Raw genomic sequence first — 17,236 nt, forward strand, 5'->3', positions numbered from 1 at the left:
ACATTATAAAAAGGGAGCCGACAAACATGAGCAAAAGAATTGAGAAGAAAAAACAGAAGAAGCAAGCAGTAACCGCAGCGTCCGCTGTGCAGGCGGGCAAAGCCAACTTATATATTCAATATCAGAATCAGGAATACCTGGCTGATGAAGTCATCGAAATGGTAAGAAAAAAGTGCATGAGTGAGGGGTTACCCGAAATGGAGGATCTGTCCATATATCTCAAGCCGGAAGAACGGAAGGCTTATTATACCTGCGGCGGAAACAGCGGAGCAGTGGAGGTTTAGAAGCAATCGGCAGGACGGGGCAGCCGCAGACTGCTCCGCCCTGTTACGTTCCGCCAGTGTCAATCACTCTTTTATTTTCTTTTCGGTATTCCTGTGGTGTGCATTTCATGATGCTGCGGAATACCTTTGTATAATAACTCTGGCTCTCAAATCCGGCCATCTGCGCCACCTGCATGATACTGCAGTTTTTATTTTCCAGAAAATCCAGGCTTCTTTTGATTCTGTACTTCTTCACATATTCCATCGGGCTCTGCCCCACCTGCCTTTTGAACATCCTGCAGCACTCCGTATTGCTGATGCTGCAAGCCCTTGCTATATCAGTCAGATAGATTTTCTCCTCTATATGTTCCCGTATGTATTTGACTGCCTTATATATCAGCTCATTCTTAGGATTTTTCCCAGGCCTGCCTTCTCTGGCGCATAGTACTTTTTCATACAGAATCCGCCAGCATTTGAGAAGCAGTATCTGTATATCCATCTCATACCCCGCTGCCCCGGCCGCAGAATATGATTCTGCCTCCAGCAGAATCGAGGCAATTTCACTGTGCCACAGTTCCCTCCCGGTAAGACGAATATCCGTAAATGCCTGGTCTCCAGAAAAATATGGGAAGATATAATTTGCAGAGATACGCCCCGCTGCATTGTATCCAATCAAGGACGGATGGAAGATTACGACCAGATATCTGCATTCATTCGTCCTGTTCCGCCGGTATGAATGGAGTACATTTCCATTTACTAAAACCCCTTCACCTTCTGACATTGTGTACTCTGAGTCCTCTCCGATATAATCCAGGCGCCCCTCAAGAACAAGTATATATTCCAACTCTATATGCCAGTGCGACAACACCTCACTGTCTCTGTAATCCGAGATCTGCTTATAAGAAATATAAAAGGGGAAATCCTCGTCTAAAAACATTCCCGTCTCCATCTTCACTTCATTCCGCTCAATAAATTCCATAAATGTTCCCCCACAATTCAGCATCATCTGCCAGCGGTACATGAATCCTCCGCCCCAGCTTCACTTCCATACCTGCAGCGGCTTTTAAGTCCGCTTCAATTTGGTAAGATTTTTATAATATCTGTGCTGATAATTATATATTATCACTTTAAACATTATTATAATTATAATCAGAGAAAAAAGAAAGAGGTGAATAAGATTATGAAGAGATCTTTGAAAAATAACCCCTTTTCCAGATTATTTGACACCATATCCTCTTGTATGAAACCTGTAATCCCGGTACTAATGGCAGCAGGTATTTTAAAACTTCTGATCATCCTGATTGGTTATACCGGATTATTTACTCTCTCTCCACAAACCGAAGATGTTCTGTCGGCGGTCAGCAATGCCGCCTTTTATTTTCTGCCGGTTTTTACGGCTTACTCGTCAGCCTGCCACTTTAGAGTCAATCCGCTTTTTGCCATGGCATGTGCGGCGGTTCTTCTGCTGCCCGATTTTATAGAGCTTTTGAGCACACAGGAAAAGATCCGTTTTCTGTTTCTTCCGGTATATAAGGCTTCGTATGCATTTTCCGTATTGCCTGCTATCCTCCTGGTATATGTGCTGTCAAAACTGACCGGATCTCTGGAAAAAGTTTCTAACAAAACATTCCGGACATTTTTTCTGCCGGTTATTACAATAACTTTTACATCCATCATTGGAATTCTGTTCGTGGGGCCGCTCTGTACAATCATAGGAAATGGGATTTCTGCATTCATATTTGAATTGCAGGAAATCAACCCGGTTTTATCCTGGGCCGTCTTTTCCGCACTTTCCCCATTTCTGACAATGACAGGGACGAGCTGGATCTTTACGGCTATTGTGCTGGAAAGCTTAGGGAATACCGGCATGGAGATCGGCTATATGGTGAGTTCCTTCATTTGTGTGACAGCGATAGCCGGCGTGGCTCTGGGTGCCTATTTCAATGAACCCGGCTCACCGGAGCGGCACGCTTATCTTTCCGCAGGACTGGTAGCGCTGTTTGCCGGCATTACAGAACCGGCGCTTTACGGGATCTGTATTCCCAAAAAGTCTCTGCTTGCCGTGGCTTCTGCAGCCAGCTTTGCGGGAGGAATTTATCAGGGAATCTTTACACCGTGCAGTACGGTGTACTCTTTTCCATCGGTGTCAACAGTACTCATGTTTTATCAGGAAGGCAATCCCTCCAATCTCTTCCACGCAATTTCCGCCGCTGCTATCGGATTTATAACAGCCCTTGCACTGACTATTGCCGTCAAATATATCCGCGGGCCAGAACAACGCGGGCAAGCCCACAAGGGCTTCCCACCCCCTCACTCATGAGGGGCTTGCACACTTTGGCGCCGCCGCGATGCCTCCTTGCAGCTATATACCTCAAGGCGGCGTGTGCATCCTCCCGGAGGAATTTCCTATATCAAAAAAAGCCGCACACATAAGTCATCATACTTCGTGTGCGGCCTTCACCTATGTCAAGGCAGCGCCTGTCCGGCAATTTTCTATTCTTTTCCGTCAAAGCAGTACGTACAGAGTTTGCACGGTGACAGCCCAATCGATGCAACCAGATCATCCAGCCGGTGGTAGCGCAGCGTTGTAAAATTCTGGCGTCTTCGCACTTCCTCCACCATATCCTGATACCGGCTGCAGCAGGGATCTGCATACTCTTCCAGCACTTCCCCTGTCACTTCCTCTTCCCTTTCCTGGATAATCCTTCGCGTGATTAAATCCAGCTCTGACTTGGAGCGGGAGAAGTTCAGATATTTACAGCCAAACAGAAGTGGTGGGCATGCCGGACGGACATGCACTTCTTTCGCTCCGCTCTGATACAGGAATTCGGTTGTCTCATGAAGCTGGGTTCCTCGTACGATAGAGTCATCGATCAGCAGCAGCTTCTTATTCTCAATCAGTGCCTGTACCGGAATCAGTTTCATCTTGGCAATCAGATCCCGCTGGTTCTGGTTCGTCGGCATAAAGGAACGCGGCCAGGTTGGCGTATACTTAATAAATGGCCTGGCGTAGGGGATTCCGGATTCATTAGCATAGCCAATGGCATGTGCAATGCCGGAATCCGGCACTCCTGCCACGATGTCCGGTGATACGCTGTTCCCGTCCCGCTTTGCAAGCATGCTTCCGCACTTGTACCGCATCTCTTCGACATTAACTCCTTCGTAGGAAGAAGTCGGATAACCGTAATATACCCACAGGAAGGAACACATCTTCATCTCCTCACCCGGCGGGCTTACTGTCTCTACGCTCTCCGGTGTGATAAATACAATCTCAGCAGGCCCCAGTTCCTTATAATCCGTATACCCGAGATTGATGTACGCAAAATTCTCAAAGGAGACACAGTAAGCACCGTCTTTTCTGCCGACCACAAGCGGTGTGCGTCCATATCTGTCTCTCGCCGCATACAGCCCCTCCGTGGTCATCAGCAGCAGCGTCATGGAACCATCCACAAGCTGCTGGACGTACCGGATTCCCTCCACGATAGAATCCTTTTTGCAAATGAGGGATGCGATCAGTTCCGTTGCGTTGATCTGTCCGCCGCTCATCTCCTGAAAATGCGTATGTCCATTTTCATATACTTTTGACAGGAGCTCCTGCATATTATTAATCTTTCCGACCGTCGTAATTGCAAAGCTTCCCAGATGGGACTGGATCAGCAGCGGCTGTGGTTCGTAGTCCGAGATGCATCCGATTCCGAAGCATCCCTTAAGCTCCTCTACATCTTTCTCAAACTTGGTACGAAACGGTGAATTCTCTATATTATGAATCGCACGCTGAAATCCGTTTTTCCCAAAAGTTGCCATCCCGCCTCTTCTTGTCCCAAGATGTGAATGATAATCCACACCATAAAACAACTCTAACGTACAGTCCGTTTTTGAAGCTACGCCAAAAAAGCCTCCCATGTTTTTGTCTCCTTCTAAAGTAAAATTTCTTTTGCATATAACAGGCAGCGTCATGAAGCATGCCCTCACAGCCTGTTTCCGCATCCAGTTTAACACAAACTGATTCCCAGCGTAAAGACTGTGAGGATCAGTTTTCCAAATATTTATTTCTGAGCTTCTCCTTGTCCGCATCGCTGAGCAGGATCCGGCTGCGCAGGTATTCCTCCATAGAACCATACTCCCTGTCAATCACATCCAGCGCCTTAACCAAATGCTTCACCTCTGCTCCCGCCGTAGAGCGCGCGGCCTGTACCGCTTCGTCCCCTAAGCCTTTATTTCTCAAAAACTGCTCCATGGCTTTTATATTTTCCTTGTAATAGTGGTTGGTTATCTCATAATCTTCCAGAATGACGCTGCGCTCAACGCCCAGTGCAGCCAACACCAGCACAGATCCGAATCCGGCCCTGTCTTTTCCGGCGGTACAGTGCCAAAGAACTGCTCCATGCTCATTTTCCAAAAGAATCCGGAAGAACCTGGCATATCCCTTTTGGGAAAATGGTGTTGTGGCAATCTCCACATACATATCTGCCATAGCGCCGCTCAGTAAGTACTTGATGGCCTCATCCGGCGTAAATACGCCGCTCGCTGCAACTGCGGCCATACTTCCGTTCTCCTCGTCCAGAATCGGTACGTGATAATTCTTCACCCCGTCCATCTCCGGGTCCGGCGCCTTGTCCCTCTCCGGTGTCGTCCTGAAATCAACCACATCCGTCAGGCCGTATATGTCCCTAAGCCTTTTCAGATCTTCCGGCAGGGCTTCTGCCAGCTTCCCCGTCCTCAACAGCATGTCCATTTTGATTTTCCTGTTATCGGCTCCGGTGTATCCGCCGAGCTGCCTCGCATTGCCAACACCGGTAAGCCCTATTGATTTTAAATCCATATGATTCCTTCTCTGCCTCCTGTTTCCGCCACATTAACCGCATCGTATTTTATTATAGACCTTTTCCCTCTCCCGCACAAGATTCTTACATCCCACTTTTCCTTACTCCCCCTGCAAAAGGATAAAATGATTCTTATGATAGCTAAGCAGACCGTCCCTCTGCATTTTGGAGAGTTCATTGGACAGGGCGCTGCGGTCCACAGCCAGATAATCTGCCATCTGCTGCCTGTTAAATGGAACTTCAATCTCTTTTTTTCCCTGTTTTACCGCTTCAGACGAGAGGTAGGACAACAACCTTTCTCGAATGGATTTAGGCGTAATATGATTGATCTTCTGTGCCAGATTCAGATTCTTGGACGCCATAATCATAAGCAGGTTGCGTACAAGCCTGGCATGATGGCTGCAGGAGGACGCACAGCTTCTGACCACCTTTCCCACATCCAGAAACAGCACCGCTGTCTTCATCGTTGTAATAACATCCGCCATCATAGGGGCCCTCTGGCTGCACGCATAGGTCTCCGCAAACACCTCTCCCGGCAGTATATGCCCGATAATATTTTCATTTCCCCAGATATCCGGCCTCACAATATTGACGCCGCCCTCCAGCAGCAGCCCCATCCGTTCTATGTGCTGCCCTGCATGGTAAATGACCTCCCCTCGTGCGTATGCCCTCTCCTGCGCCCCCAGGCATCCCAGCATGGCTTTGGCCTCTTCCACGGTAACCCCCTCAAACAGTTTCGTTCCCACGATAAATTTATAATCCATAAATTTTCTCCGTTTCGTTGTAATAACAACTTTTTTTATATTTAAATTATAGTATAATGCCACTATAGATACAAGGAAAGGATTCAAATCCCTGAACAGTTATATACCGGCAAGTAAAAAGGAGGAATTGAAATGATAAGAAGAATTATAGAAATAAATGAAGAAAAATGCAACGGATGCGGATTATGTGCAGAAGCCTGCCACGAAGGGGCAATCGGCATGGTGAATGGAAAAGCCCGTCTGCTCAGAGACGATTACTGTGACGGCCTGGGAGACTGCCTTCCTGCCTGTCCGGCAGACGCGATCCGCTTCGTGGAACGGGAAGCCGCTGCATACGATGCCGAGGCGGTCAGGGCCCATCAGAAACACAAAAATACAGCCCCCCTGCCCTGCGGCTGCCCGGGCACGCAGGCAAGAGAGCTGAGGCCGCACACTGCTGCGAAGGCCTCCGCGCCTTCTCCGGCCCCCACAGAATCCCAACTGCGCCAGTGGCCGGTACAGATCAAACTCGTCCCGGTACAAGCGCCCTATTATGAAAATGCAGAGCTGCTCATCGCCGCCGACTGCACCGCGTACGCCTATGCCGGCTTCCATCAGGACTTCATGAAGGGCAAAATCACCCTCATGGGCTGTCCCAAACTAGACAGCATAGACTATACGGAAAAACTAACCGAAATCATCCGGCAGAATACCATAAAAAACGTCACCGTCGTCCGCATGGAAGTCCCCTGCTGCGGAGGAATAGAACAGGCCGTAGTAAATGCAGTACAAAACAGTGGGAAAAAAATCCCCTGCCAGATCATAACACTGTCAACCCAGGGAAAGATTTTATAATGGGGTGAGGGCGGCTGGTAGGGGCCGCAGGGAAATGCACAGCCAACTCCATCCGCCTCCCACTTCGGTTCCCCCACCGCTGTGTTACCAGGCGTCTGGATGCGCCCACTCTGCCGACGCATCCGCCATCTCAGGCAGTCGCCCCCTCCTCTATCCCCGCTCAGCCCAGCAAAAAACCGCCTTCTTGAGGAATTCTGCGCAGCCAGCTGTGTCTTTATCATAATATTCTGTAAACCGTGGGTCCGCCACATACATTTCAGTTATCCCGATATGCGCCTTCGGGGTATACTGCTTCCAGTTCATACCCAGCCATTCCTTATGAAGGCCTACGATGTGCCGGGCTTTTTCACCTTCCGGACTTTCTCCGGCTTTCACAGCTGCATTTAACTCCTCGCGGATTTCCTCTTCCAGACTTGTCATACGGCTGTACTCTTCTTCTGTCATATTCAGCATCCTCTTGTTAGATTCTTCCACCGCATTGTCCCCGTATTTGCGGCGGATCTCGTCTCCGTATTTTTCCTCATTGCTTTTTATCATTTCCGTTTTGAATGATTCGAATTTTTCTGCGTTGCTCATTATAATTTCTCCTTTCATTAACGCAATTGTCTTTTTAACGGCAGTTATCATATTATCCAGCCTGGCCTGCTGCAGTTCCAGCTCCTCCAGATGTTCATGGAGTGCGGCCATAACATCAAAATCGTCACTTTGAATGATCGCCGCAATCTGCTCCAGCTTCAATCCCCTCTCTTTGTAAAACAGAATCTGCTGCAGCAGCTCCAGCTCTGTCTCACCATAATAGCGGTAGCCCGATTCCCTTACACAAGAAGGTTTGAGTAAGCCGATCTTGTCATAGTAGCGCAGAGTACGTGCACTGATACCCGCGATTTCCGATAATTCTCTAATACTATATTCCATATTCATTTCCTCCTGCCGTAATTTGAATATAGCAGTTGACGCTGCGTCAAAGTCAATAGAAATCTAATTTTTATTTTATTATAATACTGCCATATCCATTATATCAGCCCATTAAACTTCTTCATACCCCGTTCTAACATCTCCTAAAACATCCACACTTTACACCCCCGCCCGTCATCTAACCCCAAAATTCGTCCGCAGGCTTTAGTCATGCGGACAAATAAGACGCCGAAAAACCGCAAAGGTCCCGAAACCACAGCCCATATACATCTACTGGGACGCCCCCATACCACCAAACGATTCAATAAGCTCTCCCTTCATTTCGCGCCCCACCCCCATCCACTCAACTAAAGCCTGCCAACAATTCTCCATTTTTTTTGGATATCCCCTCCATCTTATCAATAAATTGCTTTACTTCTTCCCCCCTTCTCTACTATAATGTACTTTGACAGGTTAAGCCTATTAAATAAAATTATTTTAAAATACACAGGAGGGCAAGGTATGTCACAGAGAACAGACATTCACAAAGTACTGATTATTGGGTCCGGCCCAATCATCATCGGCCAGGCATGCGAGTTTGATTATTCCGGTACTCAGGCTTGTAAGGCGCTGAAAAAGTTAGGATACGAGATTGTATTGGTCAATTCCAACCCGGCAACTATTATGACTGATCCTGAAACAGCGGACGTCACTTACATTGAACCACTGAACGTGGATAGACTTGAACAGATTATCGCAAAGGAACGTCCCGACGCGCTGCTTCCCAATCTTGGCGGCCAGTCTGGACTGAATTTATGTTCGGAGCTTGCTGCAAAAGGAATTCTGGATAAATACCAGGTTGAGGTGATCGGTGTTCAGGTCGATGCAATCGAACGCGGCGAGGACCGGATCGAATTTAAGAAAGCAATGAATGAACTTGGCATTGAGATGGCGCGCAGCGAAGTTGCTTATTCTGTTGAACAGGCCCTCAGTATTGCAGATGAACTTGGTTACCCGGTTGTACTTCGCCCTGCTTACACGATGGGCGGCGCCGGCGGCGGTCTTGTATACAACAAAGATGAATTAAAGACCGTATGCGCCCGCGGCCTTCAGGCGAGCCTTGTGGGACAGGTTCTTGTAGAAGAATCCATCCTGGGCTGGGAGGAGCTGGAGCTGGAAGTTGTCCGTGACAAAGAAAATAACATGATTACCGTCTGCTTTATCGAAAATATCGATCCTCTTGGCGTACATACCGGAGATTCCTTCTGTTCCGCACCTATGCTCACGATCTCTGAGGAGTGCCAGAAGCGCCTCCAAGAACAGGCCTACAAGATCGTAGAATCCGTTCAGGTTATCGGCGGTACGAATGTACAGTTTGCGCACGATCCCGTCAGCGACAGAATCATTGTCATAGAGATCAACCCGAGGACATCCCGTTCCTCAGCGCTTGCATCAAAGGCAACTGGTTTCCCGATTGCGCTTGTATCCGCGATGCTGGCAACAGGGCTGACGTTAAAAGACATTCCCTGCGGCAAATACGGTACCCTGGACAAATACGTTCCGGACGGAGATTATGTTGTCATCAAATTCGCCCGCTGGGCATTTGAAAAGTTCAAAGGCGTGGAGGACAAGCTCGGAACGCAGATGCGTGCCGTTGGCGAAGTCATGAGCATCGGCAAAACTTATAAAGAAGCGTTCCAGAAAGCCATCCGAAGCCTTGAAACCGGCCGTTATGGACTGGGCCATGCGAAGGATCTGGATCAGAAGACAAAAGAAGAACTGCTGCAGCTTCTGATTACTCCGTCCAGCGAACGGCATTTTATCATGTATGAAGCTCTGCGCAAGGGTGCATCCATAGAAGAAATTCACGAAATAACCAAGGTAAAGACATATTTCATCGAACAGATGAAAGAACTTGTGGAGGAAGAAGAAGCGCTACATCGGGAAAAAGGAAAACTTCCCTCCGATGAAAAGCTGACCGCAGCCAAGAAGGACGGCTTCTCTGATAAGTATCTGAGCCAGATCCTGGAGATCCCGGAAGCTGATATCCGGAACCGCCGGATTGAGATCGGCATAGAAGAGGCCTGGGAAGGCGTGCACGTAAGCGGCACCGAAGACAGCGCCTACTACTATTCCACATACAACGCGGAGGATAAAAACCCCGTCAGCACTGAAAAACCAAAGATTATGATCCTCGGCGGCGGCCCCAACAGAATCGGACAGGGAATTGAGTTTGACTACTGCTGCGTGCACGCCTCACTGGCGCTGAAAAAACTGGGATTCGAGACCATTATTGTAAACTGTAATCCAGAGACAGTTTCCACTGATTATGACACTTCCGATAAGCTGTATTTTGAGCCGCTGACACTGGAAGATGTCTTAAGCATCTACAAAAAGGAAAAACCGCTGGGTGTAATTGCTCAATTTGGGGGGCAGACCCCTCTGAACCTGGCAGCAGACCTGGAAAAGAACGGTGTAAAGATCCTCGGAACCGCTCCGTCTGTGATCGATCTTGCAGAAGACCGCGACCTGTTCCGCGCAATGATGGAAAAACTGGAAATCCCGATGCCGGAATCCGGAATGGCCGTCAATGTAGATGAAGCAATTTCCATTGCACAGAATATCGGATATCCGGTTATGGTGCGTCCTTCTTACGTATTGGGCGGCCGGGGTATGGAAGTCGTGTATGATGATGAGAGCATGGCAAATTATATGGCGGCAGCCGTTGGCGTTACTCCGGACCGTCCGATCCTGATCGACCGTTTCCTGAACCATGCTCTGGAATGCGAAGCGGATGCGATCAGTGACGGCACCCACGCATTTGTACCTGCAGTTATGGAGCATATCGAACTCGCCGGTGTGCATTCCGGTGACTCAGCATGCATCATCCCGTCCGTACATATTTCAGATGAAAATGTAAAAACAATAAAAGAATATACAAGAAAGATTGCCGAAGAAATGCATGTCAAGGGTCTTATGAACATGCAGTATGCAATCGAAAACGGTAAAGTTTATGTACTGGAAGCCAACCCGCGCGCATCCAGAACAGTACCGCTCGTATCCAAGGTATGCAATATCCGCATGGTACCGCTGGCTACCGACATCATTACTTCCGAGATTACAGGCAGGCCATCGCCGGTAGCCGGACTTAAGGAACAGAACATTCCGAATTACGGTGTCAAAGAAGCCGTTTTCCCGTTCAACATGTTCCCGGAAGTAGACCCGGTACTCGGGCCGGAAATGCGTTCCACGGGCGAAGTACTCGGACTTTCCGCATCCTACGGAGAGGCATTCTATAAAGCCCAGGAGGCAACCCAGACCAGGCTGCCTCTGGAGGGAACCGTGTTAATCTCCGTCAGCAGAAAAGACAAGCCTGAAGTCGTAGAAATCGCAAAAAGCTTCGCAGAGGACGGCTTCAAAATCATTGCTACGGGAACCACCTATGACCTCATCCGTGAAAACGGGATCGAGGCGGACAAGGTAAAGAAAATGTACGAAGGCAGGCCAAACGTCCTGGATTTGATAACCAATGGAAAAATCGACTTGATTGTAAATACCCCGGTGGGAAAAGACAGCGTCCATGACGACAGCTACCTCAGAAAGGCCGCAATCAAGGCTAAGATTCCTTATATGACCACCATGGCGGCGGCGCGCACAACAGCAAAGGGAATCAAATATATAAAAGAGCACGGCAGCGGAGATGTAAAGTCACTGCAGGAACTTCATGGGGAGATATCTTAAAGGTATCAGGCAGACAGAAAGTTATGCCGGTGCGTAGTATCAAGCAAAAAGACAGAAAATGCGGCTGCATTTTCTGTCTTTTTCTTATATGCCTTGTTTCAACCAACGCCCGCTAGCGCCTCCCATTAAGGCAGTATATGCCCCGCACTCAGATAAATCTCATACCACTCTTCACGCGTCAGGGTAATTTCGCTTCCAAGTGCGATCTCCACGAGGCGTGTCAGGTTCGTTGTACCCGCGATCATTTGGATATGAGCCGGATGCCTTAAGATCCAGGATGTTGCTATAGTTGTCGGAGTGACATCGTAACGCTCCGCCAGCTCTTCCAGCAGCTGGTTCAATTCGGGATACTTGTCGTCACCTATGAACACACCTTCAAAGAATCCGTACTGAAACGGGGACCATGCCTGAATTGTCATGTCTTTTAGACGGCAGTAATCCAGGATGCTTCCGTCACGGTCTATCGCTCCATCTGTCAGCATATTGACTTCCATTCCATTTGCGATCATATTCGAGAAGGGAACACTGAACTGTAACTGGTCCGTTACAATATCCTGCTTCACATACTTTTTCAACAGTTCGATCTGCATTGGTTTATGGTTCGATACTCCAAAATTTCTTACTTTACCGGATGCATTGAGCAGGTCAAAGGCCTCTGCAACCTCTTCCGGCTCCATAAGCGCATCCGGGCGGTGAAGCAGCAGAATATCCAGATAATCCGTATTCAGTCTCTTCAAACTGTTTTCTACGGACTTTATAATATGCTCCTTGGAAAAATCATACATAACTCCGGGAATAATACCGCATTTAGACTGCAGTATAATATCCTCACGCCTGAATTCTGTTCTCTCAAATGCCTCGGCGAAAAGAACTTCACATTTTCCGTTTCCATAGATATCTGCGTGATCAAAAAAATTTATTCCCAGTTCCATGCATTTATTAATATACTCCTCAAGGCCTTCCTGATCCAGGCTGTTAATCCTCATGCACCCCGCAGCGATTACCGGAACTTCAAGGCTGCTGGTTCCCAATGTCATTCTTTTCATCTCTTGTATCCTCCCGCACATTTTGATAACCCCAGTGTGTATTTCCAGACACGCTCTAAGACACCGCGCCTGGAGATAAACAAAAGACCCAACGAATTCCGCCTTTGGACGCGGCATGTCGGGTTTAGTTTCTATCATTATATGCTCTAAAAAAGAACTTCGTCAAGGACTTTGGGACAAATCCGTTGAGCTTTTGTGTTGGCGCGGATGGGGACGCTTAATGACAGAAAGGTTCTTTCAGGGTTTTCTGCTATTCTTTTAAAGGAGCGTCCCCGTCCGGCTGCGTGACTAAAGATCGTTAACTAAATTCCGATTTTACAGGAATGGCTTAAGATCTTTCATAAAATTCTCCAGCTCTTTCACCAGTCTTTTAGCCGCGGCTTTGCTTTCCCTGGATGCCTCCGGATTATCGTTGACAGCTTCGCTGATAGACTGGATCCCCATATTACAGCCATCCATCATCAGTTTTGCAATCTGCTGGCTGTCATCCTTAATCATCAGCTTCATCTCAGTGGTAATCCAGGAAAATACCGACGCCATTTTTCCCGGCTCCTGCTCCGGCCGGCCCTCCTCATTAAGAAGACCGGCAATTTCATCATCCAGCTCCTTATATTTACCGTCGTATTTCTCGATTACATTCCATAAATCTTCATCTGTAACGTAATCTTTCACCTGTTCAATACTGTCCGTTCCCATCTTGCAGCCCTTGCTGCATTCGTCCAATAGTTTTATTGTCTGCTCTTCCACACTCTCCGCCTTCTTTCTTTTTTTATCGTTTAGTGTGGGGAAATTTCTGAAATATATACCTCTATTCCTGTTAATTGACCGGTTTTATGGCTTAATTCTCCCCCGCTGCTTTTTTCACGCTATGTATTTTCAGCATAACAAACCTCGCTATAGGCTGTACAATACAAAGCTCGACAGCGAATGATATTGAAAAATTATTTTCTTAACAGGGCATACATACAGTAATCAAACACTTTCCCGCTTTTAAAGACGCCGTTTCTCATAATTCCTTCCAACGTAAATCCATTCCTTTCCAAAACCCGGCGTGAACCTGTATTATGAGCAAACGGCTCTGCATAAATTCTTACAATATCAAACCGCTCAAAAGCCGCTTGGCAAAGCTGGCCCACGGCGGCACTCATGATCCCCTTCCCCCAGAACTCCTCCGCCAGCCAGTATCCGAGCTCCGCACTCTTTTCATAGACATCCGTCCCCAGAAAAATCCCTATACTGCCTACCGCATGCCCCTCTACAACAATTGCCCTGCACAGTTGACGTTCTCCGCTGTCCGCGGCACAGGAAAGCACATATCCCTGCGCATCCTCCCGCGTATATGGATAAGGAAATGCATTGCGCAGATTGCAGGCAATCTTCTCATTGTTTGCATAAAATGCCACGTCATCAATATACTTCTCATTCCAATTGTCCAGTACAAATTCCATAGTTATTCCCCCTTTATTATATCCTGTCTGATTTTATCCACAATAAGATCTACCGTATCCACTTTCATTGCAATAATACTGCTCCACAGGCGCACTCCCTGATATACATAAAGAATCGTCTCCGTCATCTGCCCAATATGCACCTGCCTGAACTCCCCTGTCTCCATTCCATATGATAACAGCCTCTCCCAGCGTTTCACCGCCTTCCGGTTCATTTCCTCCATATAAGAGCTGCCGCAAACCAGTGAATACTCATAAATCGCATAGCTCAATGAGCTGCCGCTGTCTTGCATCTCTCCTCTTAACTTATCCAGCTCATGATCCAGGATCCACTTCGCGCTCTCCCCTGAATCCACGGCTGCCCCAACAAAGTCCTCTGCCCCATCAGACATTCCGCTCAAGATCTCCTCAAAAATCTCCCGCGTACTCCCGTAATGCCGGTACACCCCGCCTCGGCTCATCCCGCAGGCCTCACAAATCATTCCCATCGTAACTGCCCGAAATCCTTCATTTGCAAAAATCCTATAAGCAGTCTCCCGTATCCTTTTCCGGGTCAATATTCCTTTCTCTGACATAATACCTCCTAGTATAAGCCACACTATATACCTTGCTGTTTCGCTGGCCTGATTTTCCGATAGTGCAAATGCAGAAAAGACATATGTGTCGCTTTTATTATGCGACACATATGTCTTTTTGTCAAGCGTTAAAATTCAAATACATCTAAGTGTCCTTATGTTAAGCGGCAAATCACCGCTTCTTCCCGGCTCTGGATCATACAAAAAATCAACGTATGTACTTTTCACTCTCCCACATCATGCACTCGGACATTACACAGATCCCTGCAGCGCCGCAGGCAAGCATTTCCGCCACGCATTCGATGCTCCCTCTCATCCCGCCTATCGCATAGACCGGTATTTCCACCGCAGCACATACTTGGCGCAGAAATTCTTTTCCTCTGGGAGCCAGACCAGGCTTACAGTTTGTAGAAAAGATGTGTCCCGCGATCAGATAAGCCGCCCCTGCTTTTTCTGCCTCCGCCGCCTCCTGCACCGAATGGACGGAAGCCCCGGCGGTTTGAAACCAGGTAACCGCTTCCGGCCTGGATGTTAAGATGTGCAGCGGCAGATGAATACCGGCACTCCCCTGTTGGCGCGCTGCTTCTATAAAAGTATGTGGTATACACGGCACCTCATGTCTGTGGCAGATTTCCTGTATTCTTCTAAAAAGTGACGCGTACTCATCCTCCGTCAAATCCTTCTCCCTAAGCAGAACCGCACGGGGATGCTTCTTGCAAATGGATTCGATCTGCTCCTCAAAGGGGCGGCGGCACAGATGCCTGTTGGTAACTGCTATGATATGTTTGTAAATATCCGGCACATATTGTTCCATGATTTTCCTCCTTTTTTGTTAAACATAGAGATAATCACTCATAACAGGCTGCAGGCCCAGCTTCAGCAGATCCTGGTATACCTGCTCCACGGAGCGGCCGTCGGATATCTCAAACTGTTCGTCACCCTTTTCCTGGATCTCCTCTACGTGTTCTCCGATCCCGGTGCTCACGCCTGCCGAGATCTTTGTAGCGGCAATTTTGACCAGATTATCTCTCACACGGGCACATTCCCTGGTGGATATGGTGATGCTGGCATAGGGCATAAACAGCCTGTATGCAGTCACCACCTGCAGAAGCTGCGGCTCATGTACGTCCATTGGATTGATCCGGTCATTATTTACTATGGGCCGGAGCCGCGGACAGGAAAATGCAATCTCGGCATGCGGGTATTTTCTCTGGAGCAGCCAGGCATGCATGCCGGTGGCAAATGCATCTTTTCGGAAATCGTCCAGGCCCAGCAGGGCGGCAAACCCGACGCCTCTCATCCCCCCTTTCAGCGCCCGTTCCTGGGAATTCAGGCGGTACGGGAATATCCGCTTATGACCGGCAAGATGCAGTGTCTCATATTTATCTGCATGATAGGTCTCCTGAAAAACGGTCACGTAATCGGCGCCGCATTTATGCAGATATGCATACTCATCGGTATTCATGGGGTACACCTCGAGCCCGATTACTCTAAAATATCTGCGTGCGATCCTGCAGGCTTTTCCTATATATTCCACATCTGATTTTGCCCGGCTCTCCCCCGTCAGGATCAATACTTCCTGCAGGCCGCTCTTTGCAACGGCCCTCATTTCCCGATCGATCTCCTCTTCGCTCAGCCTTGCCCGGTTTATCTTGTTATGGCAGTTGAATCCACAGTAGATACAGAAGTTCTCACAGTAGTTTGCAATGTAAACCGGCGTAAACATGTAGATGCCGTTCCCAAAGTGTTTTCTGGTCTCCCTCTGCGCACGCTGCGCCATCTCTTCCAAAAACGGCAGCGCGGCAGGTGACAGCAGGGCCCCAAAGTCTTCCGGAGTACGCATATCCCGCGCAAGGGCCCTGCGCACATCATCTGCAGTATACCTTGTATAATCATAGGCATTCATGGAGGCGATCACCTGTTCCTGGATCCCGGACTCCAGAACCTCCATCCCCGGCAGATAAGTCATATGGTCAATCCGGTTTTTCTTCTGCAGTTCCTTTATCTCTTCATTTAAAATACTTTCATTTACATGATTTGCTGTACTCATTGCCGCCTCCTAATCCTGCAAAAATCCGGTGAGCGGTGAAGAAGCGCTTGCGCCTTTGTCAATGACCCGGGCCATACCGGACAGATACGCGGTACGCCCAGCTTCAATTGCCTTTTTAAATGCCTCCGCCATGGCAGGGATATCACCGGCCGTGGCGATTGCAGTATTGGCCATCACGGCCGCTGCACCCATTTCCATCGCCTCGCATGCCTGGGACGGTTTCCCGATCCCTGCGTCCACAATAACCGGAAGATCGATCTCATCAATCAGGATCTGGATAAAATCCCTGGTGCAGATCCCTTTGTTGGAACCGATCGGGGAGCCCAGAGGCATAATACAGGCAGCTCCAGCATTTGCCATGTCCCTGGCCGCATTTAAATCGGGATACATATAAGGCATAACAACAAAGCCCTCTTTTGCCAGAATTTCCGTGGCCTTGATCGTCTCATAATTGTCAGGCAGCAGATATTTTGAATCGTGAATTACTTCGATCTTTACAAAATCTCCGCATCCCAATTCTCTGGACAGACGCGCAATACGCACAGCCTCCTCCGCATTTCTGGCGCCGGATGTATTCGGGAGCAGCGTCACATTTTCCGGAATATAATCCAGAATGTTTGCCATGCCGCCTTCATTGGCACGGCGGAGTGCCAATGTGATAATCTGGGCGCCGGCCTTCTCTACCGCTGCCTTGATCAGATCCAGCGAATATTTTCCTGAGCCCAGGATAAAACGGGACTCAAATGTATGCCCTCCCAGGACAAATGAATCATTTTTACAATTTTCCATTTCTAAACT

General features: G+C 48.3%; 16 protein-coding genes. 4 read left to right on the forward strand and 12 right to left on the reverse strand.

Annotation, left to right across the window (positions count from 1 at the left end):
* The first annotated feature begins 26 nt into the window (after positions 1 to 26).
* The gene (locus tag MWG26_RS18740) at positions 27 to 284 is read left to right on the forward strand and encodes a DUF6465 family protein (protein WP_025656103.1); all 258 of its coding nucleotides are present in this window, start codon (positions 27 to 29) and stop codon (positions 282 to 284) included.
* A 43-nt stretch (positions 285 to 327) separates the two neighbouring features.
* Here the strand turns inward: MWG26_RS18740 and MWG26_RS18745 are convergent, their stop codons facing one another.
* Positions 328 to 1,242 carry a helix-turn-helix domain-containing protein gene (locus MWG26_RS18745; RefSeq protein ID WP_162149270.1) on the reverse strand — a complete coding sequence of 305 codons (915 nt, stop codon included), beginning with the start codon at positions 1,240 to 1,242 and terminating at the stop codon, positions 328 to 330.
* A gap of 201 nt (positions 1,243 to 1,443) precedes the next feature.
* Here MWG26_RS18745 and MWG26_RS18750 point away from each other — a divergent pair, with 201 nt between their 5' ends.
* A complete protein-coding gene (locus MWG26_RS18750) occupies positions 1,444 to 2,583 on the forward strand; it encodes a PTS sugar transporter subunit IIC (protein ID WP_025656101.1) in 1,140 nt (379 codons plus the stop codon).
* 173 nt (positions 2,584 to 2,756) lie between these two features.
* Here MWG26_RS18750 and MWG26_RS18755 read toward each other — a convergent pair whose 3' ends face one another.
* The 3 genes from MWG26_RS18755 to MWG26_RS18765 form a co-directional block, all read right to left on the reverse strand.
* Complete coding sequence (locus tag MWG26_RS18755) at positions 2,757 to 4,166, reverse strand: amidophosphoribosyltransferase (protein WP_025656100.1); 1,410 nt, start codon at positions 4,164 to 4,166, stop codon at positions 2,757 to 2,759.
* Positions 4,167 to 4,293: 127 nt separating this feature from the next.
* Positions 4,294 to 5,085: a tyrosine-protein phosphatase gene (locus tag MWG26_RS18760; RefSeq protein WP_117440614.1), complete on the reverse strand. Its 792-nt coding sequence runs from the start codon at positions 5,083 to 5,085 to the stop codon at positions 4,294 to 4,296.
* Positions 5,086 to 5,187: 102 nt separating this feature from the next.
* Positions 5,188 to 5,850 (reverse strand): Crp/Fnr family transcriptional regulator, encoded by a 663-nt coding sequence (locus MWG26_RS18765; protein ID WP_025656099.1) that lies wholly within the window; start codon positions 5,848 to 5,850, stop codon positions 5,188 to 5,190.
* Positions 5,851 to 5,982: 132 nt separating this feature from the next.
* Between MWG26_RS18765 and MWG26_RS18770 the strand changes: the two genes are divergently transcribed.
* A complete protein-coding gene (locus tag MWG26_RS18770) occupies positions 5,983 to 6,684 on the forward strand; it encodes an ATP-binding protein (RefSeq protein ID WP_025656098.1) in 702 nt (233 codons plus the stop codon).
* Positions 6,685 to 6,834: 150 nt separating this feature from the next.
* Here the strand turns inward: MWG26_RS18770 and MWG26_RS18775 are convergent, their stop codons facing one another.
* The gene (locus MWG26_RS18775; RefSeq protein WP_117440613.1) at positions 6,835 to 7,599 is read right to left on the reverse strand and encodes a MerR family transcriptional regulator; all 765 of its coding nucleotides are present in this window, start codon (positions 7,597 to 7,599) and stop codon (positions 6,835 to 6,837) included.
* 501 nt (positions 7,600 to 8,100) lie between these two features.
* Between MWG26_RS18775 and carB the strand changes: the two genes are divergently transcribed.
* On the forward strand, positions 8,101 to 11,319 hold the full coding sequence (carB, locus tag MWG26_RS18780) for a carbamoyl-phosphate synthase large subunit (RefSeq protein WP_117440612.1): 3,219 nt from the start codon (positions 8,101 to 8,103) through the stop codon (positions 11,317 to 11,319).
* Positions 11,320 to 11,444: 125 nt separating this feature from the next.
* On the opposite strand, the gene MWG26_RS18785 is transcribed toward carB, so the two are convergent.
* The 7 genes from MWG26_RS18785 to MWG26_RS18815 form a co-directional block, all read right to left on the reverse strand.
* A complete protein-coding gene (locus tag MWG26_RS18785; protein ID WP_025656096.1) occupies positions 11,445 to 12,365 on the reverse strand; it encodes an aldo/keto reductase in 921 nt (306 codons plus the stop codon).
* 315 nt (positions 12,366 to 12,680) lie between these two features.
* A complete protein-coding gene (locus MWG26_RS18790) occupies positions 12,681 to 13,112 on the reverse strand; it encodes a hypothetical protein (protein ID WP_025656095.1) in 432 nt (143 codons plus the stop codon).
* Positions 13,113 to 13,306: 194 nt separating this feature from the next.
* Positions 13,307 to 13,813: a GNAT family N-acetyltransferase gene (locus MWG26_RS18795; protein ID WP_025656094.1), complete on the reverse strand. Its 507-nt coding sequence runs from the start codon at positions 13,811 to 13,813 to the stop codon at positions 13,307 to 13,309.
* 2 nt (positions 13,814 to 13,815) lie between these two features.
* Entirely contained in the window at positions 13,816 to 14,388 is a 573-nt protein-coding gene (locus tag MWG26_RS18800) for a TetR/AcrR family transcriptional regulator (protein ID WP_025656093.1), read from the reverse strand.
* A gap of 208 nt (positions 14,389 to 14,596) precedes the next feature.
* On the reverse strand, positions 14,597 to 15,202 hold the full coding sequence (locus MWG26_RS18805) for a thiamine phosphate synthase (protein WP_025656092.1): 606 nt from the start codon (positions 15,200 to 15,202) through the stop codon (positions 14,597 to 14,599).
* A gap of 18 nt (positions 15,203 to 15,220) precedes the next feature.
* Positions 15,221 to 16,438 carry a 2-iminoacetate synthase ThiH gene (gene thiH / locus MWG26_RS18810; protein ID WP_025656091.1) on the reverse strand — a complete coding sequence of 406 codons (1,218 nt, stop codon included), beginning with the start codon at positions 16,436 to 16,438 and terminating at the stop codon, positions 15,221 to 15,223.
* A 9-nt stretch (positions 16,439 to 16,447) separates the two neighbouring features.
* Positions 16,448 to 17,227 (reverse strand): thiazole synthase, encoded by a 780-nt coding sequence (locus MWG26_RS18815; protein ID WP_025656090.1) that lies wholly within the window; start codon positions 17,225 to 17,227, stop codon positions 16,448 to 16,450.
* Positions 17,228 to 17,236: the final 9 nt, after the last annotated feature.

The sequence above is a fragment of the Faecalicatena contorta genome (assembly GCF_022835095.1).
GTDB classification, from domain to species: Bacteria; Bacillota; Clostridia; order Lachnospirales; family Lachnospiraceae; genus Faecalicatena; species Faecalicatena contorta.